The organism is Ramlibacter tataouinensis (assembly GCF_027941915.1).
Classification (GTDB): Bacteria; Pseudomonadota; Gammaproteobacteria; order Burkholderiales; family Burkholderiaceae_C; genus Ramlibacter; species Ramlibacter tataouinensis_C.
On record NZ_CP116009.1, the window covers coordinates 26524 to 42739 of the forward strand.

At 70.8% G+C, this 16216-nt stretch carries 14 protein-coding genes; 9 read left to right on the top strand and 5 right to left on the bottom strand.

The genetic code is table 11. The features are described 5' to 3' along the window. Positions 1-47 precede the first annotated feature (47 nt). From purL to PE066_RS00120, 4 genes are all read left to right on the top strand, one after another. Positions 48-4040, top strand: coding sequence for a phosphoribosylformylglycinamidine synthase (purL, locus tag PE066_RS00105; protein ID WP_271234545.1), 3993 nt, complete (start codon positions 48-50; stop codon positions 4038-4040). 74 nt (positions 4041-4114) lie between these two features. Further along, positions 4115-4945, top strand: coding sequence for a DUF2189 domain-containing protein (locus PE066_RS00110; RefSeq protein WP_271234546.1), 831 nt, complete (start codon positions 4115-4117; stop codon positions 4943-4945). 100 nt (positions 4946-5045) lie between these two features. Then, positions 5046-5351 (top strand): hypothetical protein, encoded by a 306-nt coding sequence (locus PE066_RS00115; protein WP_271234547.1) that lies wholly within the window; start codon positions 5046-5048, stop codon positions 5349-5351. Positions 5352-5393: 42 nt separating this feature from the next. Next, positions 5394-6134, top strand: coding sequence for a heparan-alpha-glucosaminide N-acetyltransferase (locus PE066_RS00120; protein ID WP_271234548.1), 741 nt, complete (start codon positions 5394-5396; stop codon positions 6132-6134). 215 nt (positions 6135-6349) lie between these two features. On the opposite strand, the gene PE066_RS00125 is transcribed toward PE066_RS00120, so the two are convergent. From PE066_RS00125 to PE066_RS00145, 5 genes are read right to left on the bottom strand one after another with little or no spacing between them, the layout of a single operon-like run. Beyond that, positions 6350-7129, bottom strand: coding sequence for a peptidylprolyl isomerase (locus tag PE066_RS00125; RefSeq protein WP_271234549.1), 780 nt, complete (start codon positions 7127-7129; stop codon positions 6350-6352). A 45-nt stretch (positions 7130-7174) separates the two neighbouring features. Continuing rightward, positions 7175-7441, bottom strand: a complete 267-nt coding sequence (locus PE066_RS00130; protein WP_271234550.1) for a BolA family protein — start codon at positions 7439-7441, stop codon at positions 7175-7177. 3 nt (positions 7442-7444) lie between these two features. Next, positions 7445-7981 carry a septation protein A gene (locus PE066_RS00135; RefSeq protein ID WP_271234551.1) on the bottom strand — a complete coding sequence of 179 codons (537 nt, stop codon included), beginning with the start codon at positions 7979-7981 and terminating at the stop codon, positions 7445-7447. Continuing rightward, a complete protein-coding gene (msrB, locus tag PE066_RS00140; RefSeq protein ID WP_271234552.1) occupies positions 7978-8388 on the bottom strand; it encodes a peptide-methionine (R)-S-oxide reductase MsrB in 411 nt (136 codons plus the stop codon). The genes PE066_RS00135 and msrB overlap by 4 nt, the downstream gene beginning before the upstream one ends. Beyond that, complete coding sequence (locus PE066_RS00145) at positions 8385-9875, bottom strand: protein adenylyltransferase SelO (RefSeq protein ID WP_271234553.1); 1491 nt, start codon at positions 9873-9875, stop codon at positions 8385-8387. Before PE066_RS00145 ends, msrB begins: the two co-directional genes overlap by 4 nt. A 183-nt stretch (positions 9876-10058) precedes the next feature. Here PE066_RS00145 and PE066_RS00150 point away from each other — a divergent pair, with 183 nt between their 5' ends. The 5 genes from PE066_RS00150 (at position 10059) to PE066_RS00170 (ending at position 16189) form a co-directional block, all read left to right on the top strand. Next, the gene (locus PE066_RS00150; RefSeq protein WP_271234554.1) at positions 10059-10403 is read left to right on the top strand and encodes a hypothetical protein; all 345 of its coding nucleotides are present in this window, start codon (positions 10059-10061) and stop codon (positions 10401-10403) included. Then, positions 10400-10756 carry an N-acetyltransferase gene (locus PE066_RS00155; RefSeq protein WP_271234555.1) on the top strand — a complete coding sequence of 119 codons (357 nt, stop codon included), beginning with the start codon at positions 10400-10402 and terminating at the stop codon, positions 10754-10756. The genes PE066_RS00150 and PE066_RS00155 overlap by 4 nt, the downstream gene beginning before the upstream one ends. A 19-nt stretch (positions 10757-10775) precedes the next feature. Beyond that, entirely contained in the window at positions 10776-13274 is a 2499-nt protein-coding gene (locus tag PE066_RS00160) for an ATP-binding response regulator (RefSeq protein WP_271234556.1), read from the top strand. Between the two features lie 10 nt (positions 13275-13284). After that, positions 13285-14448: a hybrid sensor histidine kinase/response regulator gene (locus PE066_RS00165; RefSeq protein ID WP_271234557.1), complete on the top strand. Its 1164-nt coding sequence runs from the start codon at positions 13285-13287 to the stop codon at positions 14446-14448. 112 nt (positions 14449-14560) lie between these two features. Further along, a complete protein-coding gene (locus tag PE066_RS00170; protein ID WP_271234558.1) occupies positions 14561-16189 on the top strand; it encodes a 3-(methylthio)propionyl-CoA ligase in 1629 nt (542 codons plus the stop codon). The last annotated feature ends 27 nt before the right edge of the window (positions 16190-16216 follow it).

The window sequence follows — 16216 nt, forward strand, 5'->3', positions numbered from 1 at the left end:
CCACCCCAGTCAGCGGTGGCGCGATCGCTTCCCAACAGGCTTCACCAGTGACCCTGCACATCACCGAGTTCGAGGGCGGGCGCGCGCTCAGCCCTTTCCGTGTCCAGCAACTTCTGCCCCGGCTGCAAGCGGTGCATGACCGGGTGGAGGGCCTGACGGCGCAGTTCGTCCACCTGGCCGCGTGGGAGCAGGCACCCTCGGCGGCCGACCGCGAACGGCTCGACCAGCTGCTGACCTACGGGGAGCCGTTCGAGGGCGCGGCGGCCGGCACGCCGTTCGTGGTGACCCCGCGGCTGGGCACGGTGTCGCCCTGGGCCTCGAAGGCCAGCGACATCGCGCACAACTGCGGCATTCCGGTGCGGCGCATCGAGCGCGCGGTGGTCTACCGCGTGACGCTCAAGTCCCCCTTGCTCGGCAAGGCGCCGGCCTTGTCGCCGGCGCAGCGCGAGGCCCTCGCGGCGCTGCTGCACGACCGCATGACCGAGAGCGTGCTGCCCGACCTGGCCGGCGCCCACCGCCTGTTCACCGAACTGGCGCCCACGCCGATGGAGGAAGTGGACGTGCTGGCCGGCGGCCGCGGCGCGCTGGAGCGGGCCAACGTGCAGTTCGGGCTGGCGCTGGCCGGCGACGAGATCGACTACCTGCTGGACGCCTTCCGCACGCTGGGCCGCAACCCCACCGACGTCGAACTGATGATGTTCGCGCAGGCCAACAGCGAGCACTGCCGGCACAAGATCTTCAACGCCGGCTTCACCATCGACGGCGTGCCCCAGGAGCACAGCCTGTTCGGGATGATCCGCCACACCCACCGCACGAACCCGCAGCACACCGTCATCGCCTACTCGGACAACGCGGCGGTGATGGAGGGCTCGCCGGTCGAGGCCTTCCTGCCGCTGCGCGGCGACGGGCCCTCGGCCTATGCGCGCCGGCCGGCGCTGCAGCACGTGCTGATGAAGGTGGAGACGCACAACCACCCGACGGCGATCTCGCCCTTCCCGGGCGCGTCCACCGGCGCCGGCGGCGAGATCCGCGACGAGGGCGCCACCGGCCGCGGCGCGCGGCCCAAGGCCGGCCTGACCGGCTTCACGGTCTCGCGCCTGTGGGACAACCCGAACGGCCGGCCGGCACACATCGCCAGCCCGCTGCAGATCATGACCGAGGGTCCGCTGGGCGGCGCCGCCTTCAACAACGAGTTCGGGCGGCCCAACCTGCTGGGCTACTTCCGCGAGTACGAGCAGGTGGTCGACGGCGTGGCGCGCGGCTACCACAAGCCGATCATGATCGCCGGCGGGCTGGGCAGCATCGAGGCCGGCCAGACGACGAAGGAGCGCTTTCCGGCCGGCACGCTGCTGGTGCAGCTGGGCGGGCCCGGCATGCGCATCGGCATGGGCGGCGGCGCCGCCAGCTCGATGGCCACCGGCGCCAACGCGGCCGAGCTGGACTTCGATTCGGTGCAGCGCGGCAACCCGGAGATCGAACGCCGCGCGCAGGAGGTCATCAACCACTGCTGGTCGCTGGGCGCCGCCAACCCGATCCTGGCGATCCACGACGTCGGCGCGGGCGGCCTGTCCAACGCCTTTCCCGAGATCACCCACGATGCCGGCCGCGGCGCCCGCTTCGACCTGCGCCGCGTGCCGCTGGAGGAGTCGGGCCTGGCGCCCAAGGAGATCTGGTGCAACGAGAGCCAGGAGCGCTACGTGCTGGCGATCGCGCCGGCCTCGCTGGAGGCCTTCCGCGCGCTGTGCGAGCGCGAGCGCTGCCCGTTCGCGGTGGTCGGCGTGGCGACCGAGGAGCGGCAACTGGTCGTGGGCGACGTGGATTTGGACGGGGACGGGCAGGGGACCCTCGCCGTCGACATGCCGATGGACGTGCTGCTGGGCAAGCCGCCGAAGATGCACCGTGACGTGAGCTCGGTCGCGCGCAGCTCGCCGCCGATCCAGCTCACCGGCGTATCGCTGCAGGACGCCGTGATCAAGGTCCTGTCGCATCCGACGGTGGCCTCCAAGCGCTTCCTCATCACCATCGGCGACCGTACGGTGGGCGGGCTGTCGCACCGCGACCAGATGGTCGGGCCGTGGCAGGTCCCGGTGGCCGACTGCGCCGTGACGCTGGCCGACTACCAGGGCTTCGCCGGCGAGGCCATGAGCATGGGCGAGCGCACCCCGCTGGCCGCCACCGACGCCGCCGCCTCCGGCCGGATGGCGGTGGCCGAGGCCATCACCAACCTGCTGGCGGCGCCGATCGAGCTGCCGCGCGTGAAGCTGTCGGCCAACTGGATGGCTGCCTGCGGCGAGCCGGGCGAGGACGCCGCGCTGTACGAGACGGTCAAGGCGGTGGGGCTGGAGCTGTGCCCGGCGCTGGGCATCTCCATCCCGGTCGGCAAGGACAGCCTGTCGATGCGCACGCAGTGGCAGGAGGCCGGGCAGGCCAGGCAGGTGACCTCGCCGGTCAGCCTGATCGTCAGCGCGTTCGCCACGCTGGCGGACGTGCGGACCACGCTCACGCCGCAGCTGGATGCCGACGAGGAGACCACGCTGGTGCTGGTCGACCTGGGCAAGGGCCGCCACCGCATGGGCGGCAGCATCCTGGCCCAGGTGCTGGAGCAGCCCGGCGGCGAGGTGCCGGACCTGGATGACCCGCACGACCTGGTGCGGCTGGTGGATGCCGTCAACGCGCTGCGGGCGCAGGGCCGCATCCTGGCCTACCACGACCGCAGCGACGGCGGCCTGCTGGCGGCGGCCTGCGAGATGGCCTTTGCCGGCCACGTCGGCATCGCCCTGAACGTGGACCTGCTGGTCACCGAGGGCGACGGCATCAGCGACAGCCGGGCCGAGTACGGCGATGCCAAGAACTGGGCCGGGCAGGTCGGCGCGCGCCGCGAGGAGCTCACGCTCAAGGCGCTGTTCAGCGAGGAACTGGGCGTGCTGCTGCAGGTGCGCAGCGCCGAGCGCAACACCGTGATGCAGGTGCTGCGCGAGCACGGCCTGTCCCGGCACAGCCACTTCGTCGGGCAGACCCGCCCGGCCTCGTCGCCGCTGGACGCGGGCAAGGGCGAGGTCCAGGTCTGGCGCGACACCAGGGCGGTGTTCAGCGCCAGGCTGGCCGACCTGCACCAGGTCTGGGACAGCGTGAGCTGGAAGATCTGCCAGCAGCGCGACAACCCCGAAGGCGCCGACGCGGAACATGCCGCCGCCGGCGATCCGGCCGATCCCGGCCTGCAGTTCGCCCCCAGCTTCGATCCGCAGGACGACGTGGCCGCGCCGTTCCTCAATCTCGCGCGGCCGCGCGTGGCCATCCTGCGCGAGCAGGGCGTCAACTCGCACCTGGAGATGGCGTACTGCTTCGACCTGGCCGGCTTCGAGGCGGTCGACGTGCACATGACCGACCTGCAGTCCGGCCGCGCCGAGCTGCCGCAGTTCCAGGGCTTCGTGGCCTGCGGCGGCTTCAGCTACGGCGACACGCTGGGCGCCGGCATCGGCTGGGCGCGCAGCATCACCTTCAACCCGCAGCTGTCGCAGCAGTTCCAGGCCTTCTTCGACCGCAGCGACACCTTCGCGCTGGGCGTGTGCAACGGCTGCCAGATGATGGCCGAGTTGGCCGACATCATCCCGGGCGCGCAGGCCTGGCCGCGCTTCACCACCAACCGCAGCGAGCGCTACGAGGCGCGGCTGGCGCAGGTGGAGGTGCTGGATTCGCCCAGCCTGTTCTTCGCCGGCATGGCCGGCAGCCGGCTGCCGATCGTGGTGGCGCACGGCGAGGGCTATGCCAACTTCGCGCATCGGGGCGACCCGGCCGCGGCCATCGCCGCGATGCGCTACGTCGACCACCATGGCCAGCCGACCGAGGCCTATCCGCTCAACCCCAACGGCAGCCCGGGCGGCCTGACGGCGGTGACCACGGCCGACGGCCGATTCACGGCCATGATGCCGCACGCCGAGCGCGCCTTCCGCAACATCCAGATGTCCTGGAGCGGCGGCGACAAGAGCGACTTCAGCCCCTGGCTGCGGATCTGGCGCAATGCCAGAAAATGGGTCGGTTGACAGGACCGGCGACCAATAACCCAGTGGGGTAGGTCCCGATAGGGAGGCGGCGGGTCGGCGCGTCGAATGCAGGGATGACACCCCTGCAGCCGCCGGCCCCGGATTCCCTGCCGGCCCCCGCCGCCGCGCCGCGCCGCGAACTGCGCGCGATCACGCTGGCCGATCCGTTGCGCTGGCTGGCGCGCGGTGCGCGAGACCTGCGCGCGGCGCCCGGCATCTCGCTGTTCTACGGCCTGTGCTTCTGGGGCATGGCGCTGCTGCTGGGTGCGGTGTTCCGCCGCATGCCGGAGTACACCGTGTCCTTCGTCTCGGGCTGCTTCCTGCTCGGACCGTTCCTGGCCATGGGCTTGTACGAAGTCAGCCGCCGGCACGAGCAGGGGGTGGCGCAGGACTTCGCCGGCTCGCTGACCTGCTGGGACCGCCACCTGGGCAGCATGGGGCTGCTGGTGCTGGTCCTGACGCTGCTGGAGCTGCTGTGGGGCCGCGCCTCGCTGGTGGTGTTCGCGGTGTTCTTCGACACCGGCATGCCGACCACCGCCTCGGTGCTGCAGGCGGTGTTCAACCCGCGCAACTGGCAGTTCGTGACGGCCTACGCGCTGGTGGGCGGCGTGTTCGCCGCGCTGGTGTTCTCCACCTGCGTGGTGTCGATCCCGATGATCCTGGACCGCGACACCGACGCGATCAGCGCCGGCATCGCCAGCATCCAGGCGGTGGCCGGCCGCACCGCGCCCCTGCTGCTGTGGGGCGCGCTGATCGTGGCGCTGCTGGCGGGTGCGATGCTGCTGCCCTGGGCGGTGGGCGTGCTGCTGGTGGGCCCATGGCTGGGGCACGCGAGCTGGCATGCCTACCGCGGCTGCTTCGCCTGGGATACCGCCCACGGCGGCGCGCCCGGGCCGATCCCCTAGGGCAGGGCCTCTTGACGGGCGGCGCCCCGGCTTTGTTGAATGTCGAAGCTTCGCGCCCACCCGGGTGCGGTCGAAGGCAAGCCGGCTGGAGGATCGAAGGATGTTCAAGCTGTTCAGGCGCCAAGCCCCCGCTGCGCGGCCTTCCGAACCGGCTGACGCCGCCGCGGCGCCTGCGCCAGCGAGCCCGGCCCGCACGCCCGTGCCGCCCGAGGCGCCGCCCCAGCTCGAAGTCCGCGAGGACCACGACGAATCGGCCTGGGACTTGTGGGAGCAGTCCAACTTCCAGCTCGACAGCCAGATGGGGGGGCTTGCGCCGTCGGACTCGGTGCGGGTGCGCGAGGCGCGCCCCAGCCAGGACGCGGACCTGGACGACCCGTTCTCGCGCGTCGGCAAGCACCACCGCTGAAAGCGGGCCGGCGCCCGCGGGCCGCGCCTACACTCGGGCGCGATGCCCACCGGCCGCTACGACCGAATCGATGCCCTGCGTGGCGCCGCCATCGTCTGGATGACGGCCTTCCACTTCTGCTTCGACCTCAATTACTTCGGCTGGATCCGCCAGGACTTCCTGCGCGACCCGGTCTGGACCGGGCAGCGCACGGCCATCGTCAGCCTGTTCCTGTTCTGCGCCGGCCTGTCGCAGGCGGTGGCCCACGCCCAGGGCCAGCGTTGGCCGCGCTTCTGGCGGCGCTGGGCCCAGATCGCCGGCTGCGCGCTGCTGGTGACGGCCGGCTCCTGGCTGATGTTCCCGCGCAGCTACATCTTCTTCGGCGTCCTGCACGGCATCGCGGTGATGCTGGTCGTGGTGCGGCTGACGGCGGGCTGGGGGCGCTGGCTCTGGCTGGCCGGGGCGCTGGCGATCGGCCTGGCAATGGCCGCGCCGGCGGCCCACGCCGCCTGGCCCGCGCTGGAGGTCCTGAACCGGCCCCCGTTCCACTGGCTGGGCCTGGTCAGCCGCAAGCCGGTCACCGAAGACTACGTGCCGGTGTTCCCCTGGCTGGGCGCGATCTGGTGGGGCCTGGCGGCCGGTCAATGGCTGCTGGCGAACCGGCCGCAGGTGCTGCAGGGCCGGCTGCTTCCCCAGGGGCGGCCGCTGGCCTGGATGGGGCGCTGGAGCCTGTCCTGGTACATGCTGCACCAGCCGGTGATGATCGCGGTGGTCGCGGGGGTGACGTACCTGGCCAGGGGCTAGGGCCGGCGCAGCCCGAACCAAGCCACCACGACACTGTCATTCCCCGCGCAGGGGGGATCCAGCGCGACGCGCACGAGGCGTCGGAAAAGCCAAAAGCGGCCGCAAGGGCCGCTTCCGGTGGATCGCCGCTTGCGCGGGAATCGAATTACTCGCTGCGCTCGGATTCGAGCCTGGATTCCCCGCCTTCGCGGGGATGGAGTAACGCGCTGCGCTCGTTACTCCACCTTGGCCCCGGTTCGCAGGTCCTGCTGGAACTTCGCCAGCTTCTGCTGCTGCAGCGACTGGGCGATCTGCGGCTTGACCTCTTCCAGCTTGGGCAGCTGGGCATCGCGCACGTCGTCCAGGCGGATCACGTGCCAGCCGAACTTGGTCTGGACCGGCTGCTGGGTGGTCTGGCCCTTGCCGAGCTTGACCATGGCATCGGAGAACTCGGGCACGTAGCTGGCCGCGTTGCCCCAGTCGAGGTCGCCTCCGTTGGCGCCGGAGCCCGGGTCCTTGGACTGCTTCTTGGCGATGTCCTCGAACTTCTGGCCCTTCTTCAGGTTGGCGATGATGGCCTTGGCCTCGGCTTCCTTCTCGACCAGGATGTGGCGCGCCCGGTACTCCTTGCCGCCGTTGGCCGCCGCGAACTTGTCGTACTCGGCCTTGATCTCGGCGTCGGTCACCGGGTTCTTCTTCTGGTAGTCGGCGAACAGCTCGCGGATCAGCAGGGTCTGGCGGGCCAGTTCCATCTGGTTGCGGAAGTCCTCGCTGCCCTCCAGGCCGCGCTTTTGCGCTTCCTGCATGAACACCTCGCGGGCGATGACTTCTTCCTTGAGCTGCTCGGAGATCTCCGGCGTGACCGGCCGGCCCGACTTGGCGAACTGCGAGGCCAGCACGTCCACCCGCGCCTTGGGCACCGGCTTGCCGTTGACGATGGCGACGTTCTGTGCCGCGGCAGGCAGGGCGGCGCACAGGAAGGCAGCGGCGGCGACCGCCAGGAGTTGCTGTTTCATCGGGGGTGGGTCCCTCTCAAGGGGTGGCGCAAAAAGCGGGGGAGGTCAGGAGGTTTCGATGGCCAGCGCATGGACGCCGGCGTCGATGAAATCTCGCAGCGCATCATACACAAGGCGATGCCGCGCCACCCGGGGCTTGCCGGCGAACAGCGGGGAGTCGATCCGCACCCGGAAATGGGTGCCGACGCCGGTGCCGTCCTGGCCGGCATGGCCCAGGTGCTGGACACTCTCGTCGATCACTTCCAGCCGGGTCGGCGACAGGCGCTCGGCCAGCCTCTGCTGCAGGGCCTGGGCGGTGATGCCGGTGGCCATGGCTTACTCGGCCTCCGTCTTCATGAACCGCGACAGGTAGGCCGCCTGCGCCAGCACGAACACGATCATCAGGCCCAGGCCGCCGAACAGCTTGAAGTTGACCCAGGTGTCGGTGGCGAAGTTGAAGGCCACCCACAGGTTGATCGCCCCCATGGCGGCGAAGAAGCCGACCCAGCTCCAGTTCACCACCCGCCAGGCCGGGTCGGGCAGCGTCATCTGTGCACCCATCAGGGACTTGAGCAGGTTCTTGCGGAACACCAGCTGGCCGGCGGCCAACACGCCGCCCATCAGCCAGTACAGGACCGTCGGCTTCCACTTGATGAAGTTCTCGTCGTGCGCCAGCAGGGTGGCGCCGCCGAACAGCACGATGACGCCCAGGCTGAGCCAGTGCATCGGCTCGATCCTGCCGGTGGACCAGCGCACCCAGGCGATCTGCGCCACGGTCGCCACGATGGCCACCCCGGTGGCCACCCAGATGTCGAACAGCTTGAAGGCGGCGAAGAAGACCGCGATGGGCAGGAAGTCGATCAGCAGTTTCATTCGGTCTTCTGGAAGTCGAGGGAGGCCGAGTTCATGCAGTAGCGCAGCCCGGTCGGCGCCGGTCCGTCGGGGAACACGTGGCCCAGGTGGGCGCCGCACTGGGCGCAGACGGTCTCGGTGCGCACCATGCCGTGGCTGGTGTCGCGGATCTCCATGATCGAGCCGGGCACCGCCTCGGCAAAGCTCGGCCAGCCGCAGCCGGCATCGAACTTGGTCACCGAATCGAACAGCTTGTTGCCGCAGCAGATGCAGTGGTAGCTGCCGTCGGCCCAGACCGCCTCGTACTTGCCGGTGAAGGGGCGCTCGGTGGCGGCGTGGCGGGTGACTTCGAAGGCGCCGCGCTCGGCGCCTTTTTGCGCCAGGGTCGCCTTCCACTCGTCGTCGGACTTGCGGATCGGGTAGTTCATGAGGAGCAACTGATCTCGATGTGGGAGGCCCATTCGGGCGGAAAGCCGGCCAGCGCCTCGTGCGCCGGATGCTCGTCGAAGGGCGACTGCAGCACGGCCAGCAGCTCGGCCACGCCGCCGAAATCCTTCTGCTGCGCGCGCCGGATCGCCAGCTCGGCCAGGTGGTTGCGCAGCACGTACTTGGGATTGGTCCGCAGCATCGCAAGCCCGGCCGTCGCGCGGTCGGCGGGCAGGCGGGCCGCGTAGTCTAGCAACCAGGCATCGAACGCCGCGCGGTCGAGGAACAGGTCGCGCACCGGCTCGATCGCCGCGCCGGCGACATGCTGCGACAGGCGCCGCCAGAAGATCGGGTAATCCACCTTGTCGGCGGCCAGCCGCTGCAGGATGCCTTCGATCAGGGCCCGGTCGCCTTCCCGCGAATCGCCCAGGCCCAGCTTGGCCCGCATGCGTGACTCCAGCTCGCGCGGGAACACCGTCTTGTACGACTCCAGCGCGGCCAGCGTCGTTGCCTCGTCGCCGATCAGCGGCAGCAGGGCCTGGCCGAGGCCGAACAGGTTCCAGTAGGCGATGTTGGGCTGGCGGTTGTAGGCGTAGCGCCCGGTCTCGTCGCTGTGGTTGCAGACGTGGCCGGGGTCGAACGCATCCAGGAACTGGAACGGACCGTAGTCGATGGTCAGGCCCAGGATGCTCATGTTGTCGGTGTTCATCACGCCATGGCAGAAGCCGACGGCCTGCCACTGCGCCAGCAGGGCGGCCGTGCGCTCGCTGACCTGCTCGAGCAGCGCCGCGTAGGCGTTGCCGCCGAAGCGGCCGCTCGAGCGGCACCCGGGGTAGTGGCGATCGATGACGTAGTCGGCCAGCCGGCGCAACGGCTCCTCCTGCCCGCGCGCGGCGAAGTGCTCGAAATGGCCGAAGCGGACGAAGCTCGGTGCCACCCGCACCACCACGGCGGCCGTCTCGACCGTCTCGCGCCGCACCGGCGCGTCGGAGCCGGTGACGCTCAGCGCCCGGGTGGTGGGGATGCCCAGGCCGTGCATGGCCTCCGAGCAGAGGTATTCGCGGATGCTCGAGCGCAGCACCGCGCGGCCATCGCCCATGCGCGAGTACGGCGTGCGGCCGCTGCCCTTGAACTGCAGCTCCTGCGGGCCACCGGCCGCGTCGATCTCCCCCAGCAGCACAGCGCGCCCGTCGCCCAGCTGGCCGGCCCAGACGCCGAACTGGTGGCCGCTGTAGACGCTGGCCAGCGGCCGGGTGCCGGCGATCGGCAGCGAGCCGGTGAGGGCGGCCACGCCCGCGTCGCCGCGCAGGCGGTCGGCGTCCAGGCCCAGCTCGTCGGCCAGGCGGCGATTGAGCCCGACCAGGTAGGGCTCTGGCAGGGGCAGGGGCGCCAGTTCGGTGTGGAAGGCCGGCCCCAGGCCGGCGAACGTGTGGCGCCAGCGCACGCCCAGGTCCAGTTCGCGCACGGGCGCAGCCACGTCTTGGTTCATGGCCGCATTGTCCCGCCCCCGCCGTTTGCCGGCAGGGAAGGGGAGACTCGCTGCAGGCCGCCGGCTCGGGGTCCTCAGCCCGACCTTAGGCATTTCGCCTATAGCGCGGCCATTGACACCACCCGGATAATTTTTTAGTTGTGGAGCGCGCCCCGGATCGGCGGCAGCGAGGGAGGAACAACGATGAGCAACATGTCGATGGCCGCAAGCACGGCCGTCCCGGTTTCCGATGCGCCGCTGGCGCCGCATCTGCGCGCCGAGGCGCCAGCCGCACCGCGCGAGATCGCGATCGACGAGCTGGAAATCCGCCACCTGCAAGGGCCCGGCGACATCGCCCGGGTGCTGCACCTGCGCCAGGAAATCCACCTGCCGGCGGCCGCGCTGGCCGACCCCGGCTTCGAGAGTCGGGAAAAAAAAGAGACCAGCACGGCTTTGTCGCCGGATTCCTCTGGCGCGGCACCTGGATTGGAACCATTCGTCTTATTCCGCTCGGGCTCGGCCTCGCACCCTGCGAGAAGCTGCTGGTGACACAGGACGCGGCGCCCCACCTCATGCCCGCGGCCTGGGAGGTCGGCAGGCTGGTGGTCGCGCCGGAGTACCGCGCCGGTCCGGAAGCGCTCAAGCGCTGCCTGTTCCTGACCCTGGCCCACCTGCTGGACCACCTGCAGGTCGAGAATCTGTTCGCCACCTGCACGCCGCTGCTGGGGCGCCTGTACCGCCGCTTCGGCTTCTCGGTGCTGCTCAAGGACGCCTTCGAAGGCGAGGACGGCAGCTACTCGCTGATCCATGGCGACGTCGCCACCGTGTTCCGCGCTCTGGCCGGCAGTGAGCAGGAACAGCAGCAGGCGCAGCTGCGGCTGGCCGCCCTGCGCCCGCACTGAACGCATCGGAAAGCCCGCCATGAACTGGTTCTCGCGCGTGTTCGCCCACTACGAGGCCTACCACGCGTACGGCCCGCCGCGGCTGAAGTACATGGGCTACCTGGGCGCGGTCACGTACATCGCCTTCTTCTTCCTGCGCTTCACGCGCAGCAAGCCGGAGATCTGGGACGACATCGGCTTCCGGCTGGTGGCCGTGGCGCTGTTCCTCGGCCTGGGGCTGAAAGACCACTGGCCGCGCCGGCTCAAGCCCTACTACATCCGCTACTCCTACGGGGTGCTGCTGTACTGCCTGCCGTGCTTCACGGTGCTGGTCGCGCTGGAGCGCGGCGGCGGCGTACCGGCGATCTCCAACGCCTTCATCGTGCTGTGTTTCCTGGTCATGCTGACCGACTGGCGCAACACGCTGGTGATGCTGGCGGCGGGCACCGGCCTGGCCGCGCTCTGGTACGCACTGACGGTCGACCAGCCACGCGTGCCGATGGACCTGGTGTCCCAGCTGCCGGCCTATGCGCTGATCGTGATCGGCGGCAACCTGTTCAAGTTCTCCACCGAGCAGATCGACGCCGAGCGCAAGCTGCGCGCCACCCAGGGCCTGGCCGGCTCGATCGCGCACGAGTTGCGGCACCCGCTGGCGCAGGTGCACCACAGCCTGCAGGCCATGCAGCGCGTGCTGCCGGCGCCGGGGCTGTCGGGCGGCCAGCTGGCGCCGGTCGGCCCGGCCGACGTCGACACGCTGTACCGGCACCTGGCCCATGGCGAGCAGGCCGTGCAGCGCGGCCTGCAGGTGATCTCCATGACACTGGACGAGGTCAGCGCGCGGCCGCTGGACACCGCCAGCTTCTCCTACCTGTCGGCCGCCGCGGTGGTCTCCAAGGCGGTCGAGGAGTACGGCTACGACAGCGAGGACGAGTGCGCCGCCGTCGCCGTGCAGGTGCAGGAGGACTTCCAGTTCCGGGGCGACGAGACCGCCTGCCTGTTTGTGCTGTTCAACCTGATCAAGAATGCGCTGTACTACCTGCGGCTGCAGCCGGGCACGCGCGTCTGGATCATGGTCGGCGGCCAGCAGGTGCGGGTGCGCGACAACGGGCCCGGCATCGCGCCCGAGGTGCTGCCCACCCTGTTCGAGCCGTTCCGCTCGGTCGGCAAGTCGGGCGGCACCGGCCTGGGGCTGGCCTATTGCCAGCGGGTGATGAAGGCGTTCGGCGGCACCATTCGCTGCCAGTCGCAGCCCGGCGCCTTCACCGAGTTCACGCTGCAGTTCCCGGCGGTGGGCGAGCAGGCGCGCGAGGAGCACCACGCCCGCGGACTGGCGCAGGCGCGCGATGCGCTGGCCGGCAAGCGGCTGCTGATGGTGGAGGACGACGCCGCCCAGCGGGCCCTTACCCGGCACAAGCTGCGGCCGGTCGGGCTGTCGATCGACGAGGCGGCCGACGGGCAGCGGGCTCTGGACCTGCTGGCCCGGCACGCCTACGACCTGGTGCTGCTGGATCTGAACATGCCGGTGGTCGACGGCTACCAGGTGGCCCAGCGGCTGCGCCAGGGCCAGGCGCCCGCCAACCGCTACGTCCGCATCGTCGCCCACACCAGCGAGCCGGCCCATGTGGCGCGGGTCAAGACCCAGCGGGCCGGCATCGACAGCTTCGTCGCCAAGCCCAGCGACCAGTTGCCGCTGGTGCAGGCCCTGGTGCAGGCACTGCAACGGCAAGGCGCGGAAGTGGCGGCCCATGCGCTGGCCGGCCGCCGGGTGCTGCTGGCCGACGACAGCGCCTACAACCGGCGTGCGGTGGCGGCCTACCTGCGCGAAGCCGGCGCCGAGGTGGTCGAGGTCGACACCGGCCAGGCGGCGCTGCAGGCGCTCGGCCAGGCCTCCCCGTTCGACGCGGTGCTGATGGACCTGGGCATGCCCGGCATGGGCGGCCTGGACACCGCCCGCGCCGTGCGCGCCAGCCGCCAGCCCTGGTCCGGCGTGCCGATCCTGGCCCTGACCGCCCATTCCGACGCCCCGGCCATGCAGGGCGCGCGCGAGGCCGGCATGGACGGCTTCCTGGTCAAGCCGGTCGAGGCCATGCAGTTGTACGAAGCCCTCGGCGCGGTGCTCGCCGGCGGCGCGGCGCAGTCGCACCAACCGACCGCTGCGGCCGGGCCGGCGGGCGGCAGCGACGGTCCGCTGCTCAACGAAGCGCGGCTGGAGAGCTACCGCCGGCTGGGCCTGCTGGACGAACTGCTGGCCGACTACCTGCCGGAGATCGCCCGGCTGGTCGGCTCGCTCGAGCACGCGGTGCGGGCGCAGGACCTCCACCAGGCGCGGGACGCGCTGCACTCGCTGCTGGGCATGAGCGGCGAGGCCGGCGCGCTGGCGCTTTACCAGCAGGTGCGCCAGGTCTATGTGCCGGTGCTCGAGGAGAGCCGCTGGCCGGCCGGCGCCGACTGGCTGCAGCAGGTGCAGGCGCTGGCGGCGCGCACCGACCAGGCGCTGCGCGACTACGGCGCTCGCCACCAGCCGCGCGAGGAGGCCTAGCATCCGCGCCATGGAACCTGCCATTGCACGCTGCATCCTGTTCGTCGATGACGACGAGCGTTCGCGCAAGTGGTTCGCGCGCAGCTTCGCCGGCGAATTCGAGGTCGCCACCGCCGCCAGCGCCGACGAGGCGCTGGCCCTGCTGGCCGAAGGCAGCGGCCGCTTTGCCGTCCTGGTCACCGACTACCGCATGCCCGGGCAGGACGGCATGCGACTGCTGTGCCGCGTGCAGCGCGAGCATCGCCACGTCGTTCGGCTGCTGGCCACCGCCTATGCGGAAAAGGAAGTGGCCATCGCGGCCGTCAACCAGGGCCGGGTGCTGCGCATCCTGGAAAAGCCGCTGGAGGACGAGCCGACCCGCGAAGCGCTGCGCGAGGCGCTGGCGCTGTACCGCACGCAGGCGCTGCAGCGCGCCATGAACGAGAACCGGGCGGCGGCCCTGCGCGAGACGCTGGGCTTCCTGGCGCACGAGCTGAACACGCCGCTGGCCACCGTGCGCGGCTGTGTCGCCAGCGTCGCATCGCGCCACCTGCCCCCCAACCCGCAGGCGCCGGCCGGCATCGCCCGCTTCGAGGAACACGAGCCGGGCGAGCTGCTGGCGGCGCTGGAGCGGGCCGAGCGGCGTGCGCTGTATTGCCAGTCGCTGGTCTCCACCTTCCTGCAGTCGGCGCGCGACGCTTATCCCGGCGCCGCGCCCCAGACGGTCAGCGCCGCGGCGCTGCTGGCGGCCTTGCGCGACGAGTTCCCGTTCGAGGACGCGGAGCGGGGCTGGGTCTCGTTCCAGGTGGAACAGGATTTCCGCCTGCCCGGCCGGCGCGACCTGCTGTACCTGGTGCTGTGCACGCTGGCCAAGAACGCGCTGCAGGCGCTGCGCGACACGCCGCAGCCGCAGCTGCAGGTCCAGGCCGGCTGCGAAGCGGACGCCGGCGCCGCCCGCGGCTGGATCCGCTTCGTCGACAACGGCCCCGGCATCCCCGCGCCGGTGCTGGAGCGCCTCACCCGTGAGCCGGTCACAACCCGGGCTGGCGGCAACGGCATGGGACTGATGTTCTGCCAGCGCGTGATGCAGGCCGCCGGCGGCTCCGTGCGCATCGACTCCACCGAAGGCGCGGGCACCACCGTGACGCTGGAGTTCCTGCGTTCGGTGCAGCCGGCGCCCGCCGCGTCGACCTGAGCCGCACCGGTTCCGGACGTGACGCGACGCGTCCCGCGCGCGCCGGCAAGCCCGGCATTTCGTTTTAGCATCGGCCTTTCCCGGTCCAAGAGCCGCCAGACAAGGAGACCCCATGCTCGGCCTGATGCAAAGCCAACCCCTGCTGATTTCGTCGCTGATCGAGTTCGCCGACCGCCACCAGGGCGACGGTGAGATCGTCTCGCGCCGCGTCGAGGGCGACATCCACCGCTACACCTGGCGCGACGTCGCCCGGCGGGCGCGGCAGGTGGCGAATGCGCTCGACGGCATGAAGCTGCTGTTCTCGGACCGGGTCGCCACGCTGGCCTGGAACGGCTACCGGCACCTGGAGCTGTACTTCGGCGTGTCCGGCTCCGGCCGCGTGCTGCACACCATCAACCCGCGCCTGCACCCCGAGCAGATCGCCTGGATCGCCAACCATGCCGAAGACCAGGTGCTCTGCTTCGACGCCACCTTCCTGCCGCTGGTGCAGGCGGTGCATGCCAAGTGCCCCACCATCCGGCAGTACGTGCTGCTGTGCGACTCCGGCAAGGTGCCGGCCGACACCGGCATTCCCAACCTGGTCGCCTACGAGGACTGGATCGGCGGCCAGCCCACCGGCTACGAGTGGCCGCAGTTCGACGAGAACTCGGCCTCCAGCATGTGCTACACGAGCGGCACCACGGGCCACCCGAAGGCGGCGCTGTACAGCCACCGCTCGACCCTGCTGCACGCCTACGCCGCGGCGCTGCCCGACGTGATGGGCCTGTCGGCGCGCGACTCGGTGCTGCCGGTGGTTCCCATGTTCCACGTCAACGCCTGGGGCATCCCGTACTCGGCCGCGCTCACCGGCTGCAAGCTGGTGTTCCCCGGCCCGGCGCTGGACGGCAAGTCGGTCTATGAACTGGTCGAGGCCGAGAAGGTGACCTTCGCGGCTGGCGTGCCGACGGTGTGGCAGATGCTGCTGGGCCACATGAAGCAGGGCGGCCTGCGCTTCTCGACCCTCAAGCGCACCGTGATCGGCGGCTCGGCCTGCCCGCCCGCGATGATCGATGCCTTCCGCGAGGAGTACGGCGTCGACGTGCTGCATGCCTGGGGCATGACCGAGATGAGCCCGCTGGGCACGCTGTGCACGCTGAAGAACAAGCACCTCGCGCAGCCGGCCGGGCAGCAGATGGCGATCCGACTCAAGCAGGGCCGCGCGATCTTCGGGGTGGACATGAAGATCGTCGGCGACGGCGGCCAGGAACTGCCCTGGGACGGCAAGGCCTTCGGCGACCTGTACGTGCGCGGACCCTGGGTGGTGCGCGAGTACTTCAAGGGCGAGGGCGGCGACCCGCTGGTGGACGGCTGGTTCCCGACCGGCGACGTCGCCACCATCGACGCCGACGGCTTCATGCAGATCACCGACCGCAGCAAGGACGTGATCAAGTCCGGCGGCGAGTGGATCAGCTCGATCGACGTCGAGAACATTGCCATGGCGCACCCGGCGGTGCAGATGGCCGCGTGCATCGGCATGAAGCATCCCAAGTGGGACGAGCGGCCGATCGTGGCGGTGGTCAGGAAGCCCGGCACCGAAGTCACGCGCGAGGAACTGCTCAAGTTCTACGAGGGCAAGATTGCCAAGTGGCAGGTGCCGGACGACGTGGTGTTCGTCGATGCCATCCCGCTGGGCGCCACCGGCAAGATGCTCAAGACCCGGCTGCGCGAGCAACTGAAGGACTATCGGCTGCCGTCGGCCTGAGGACCTTCGCGCCGGCCTGTCGCGTTC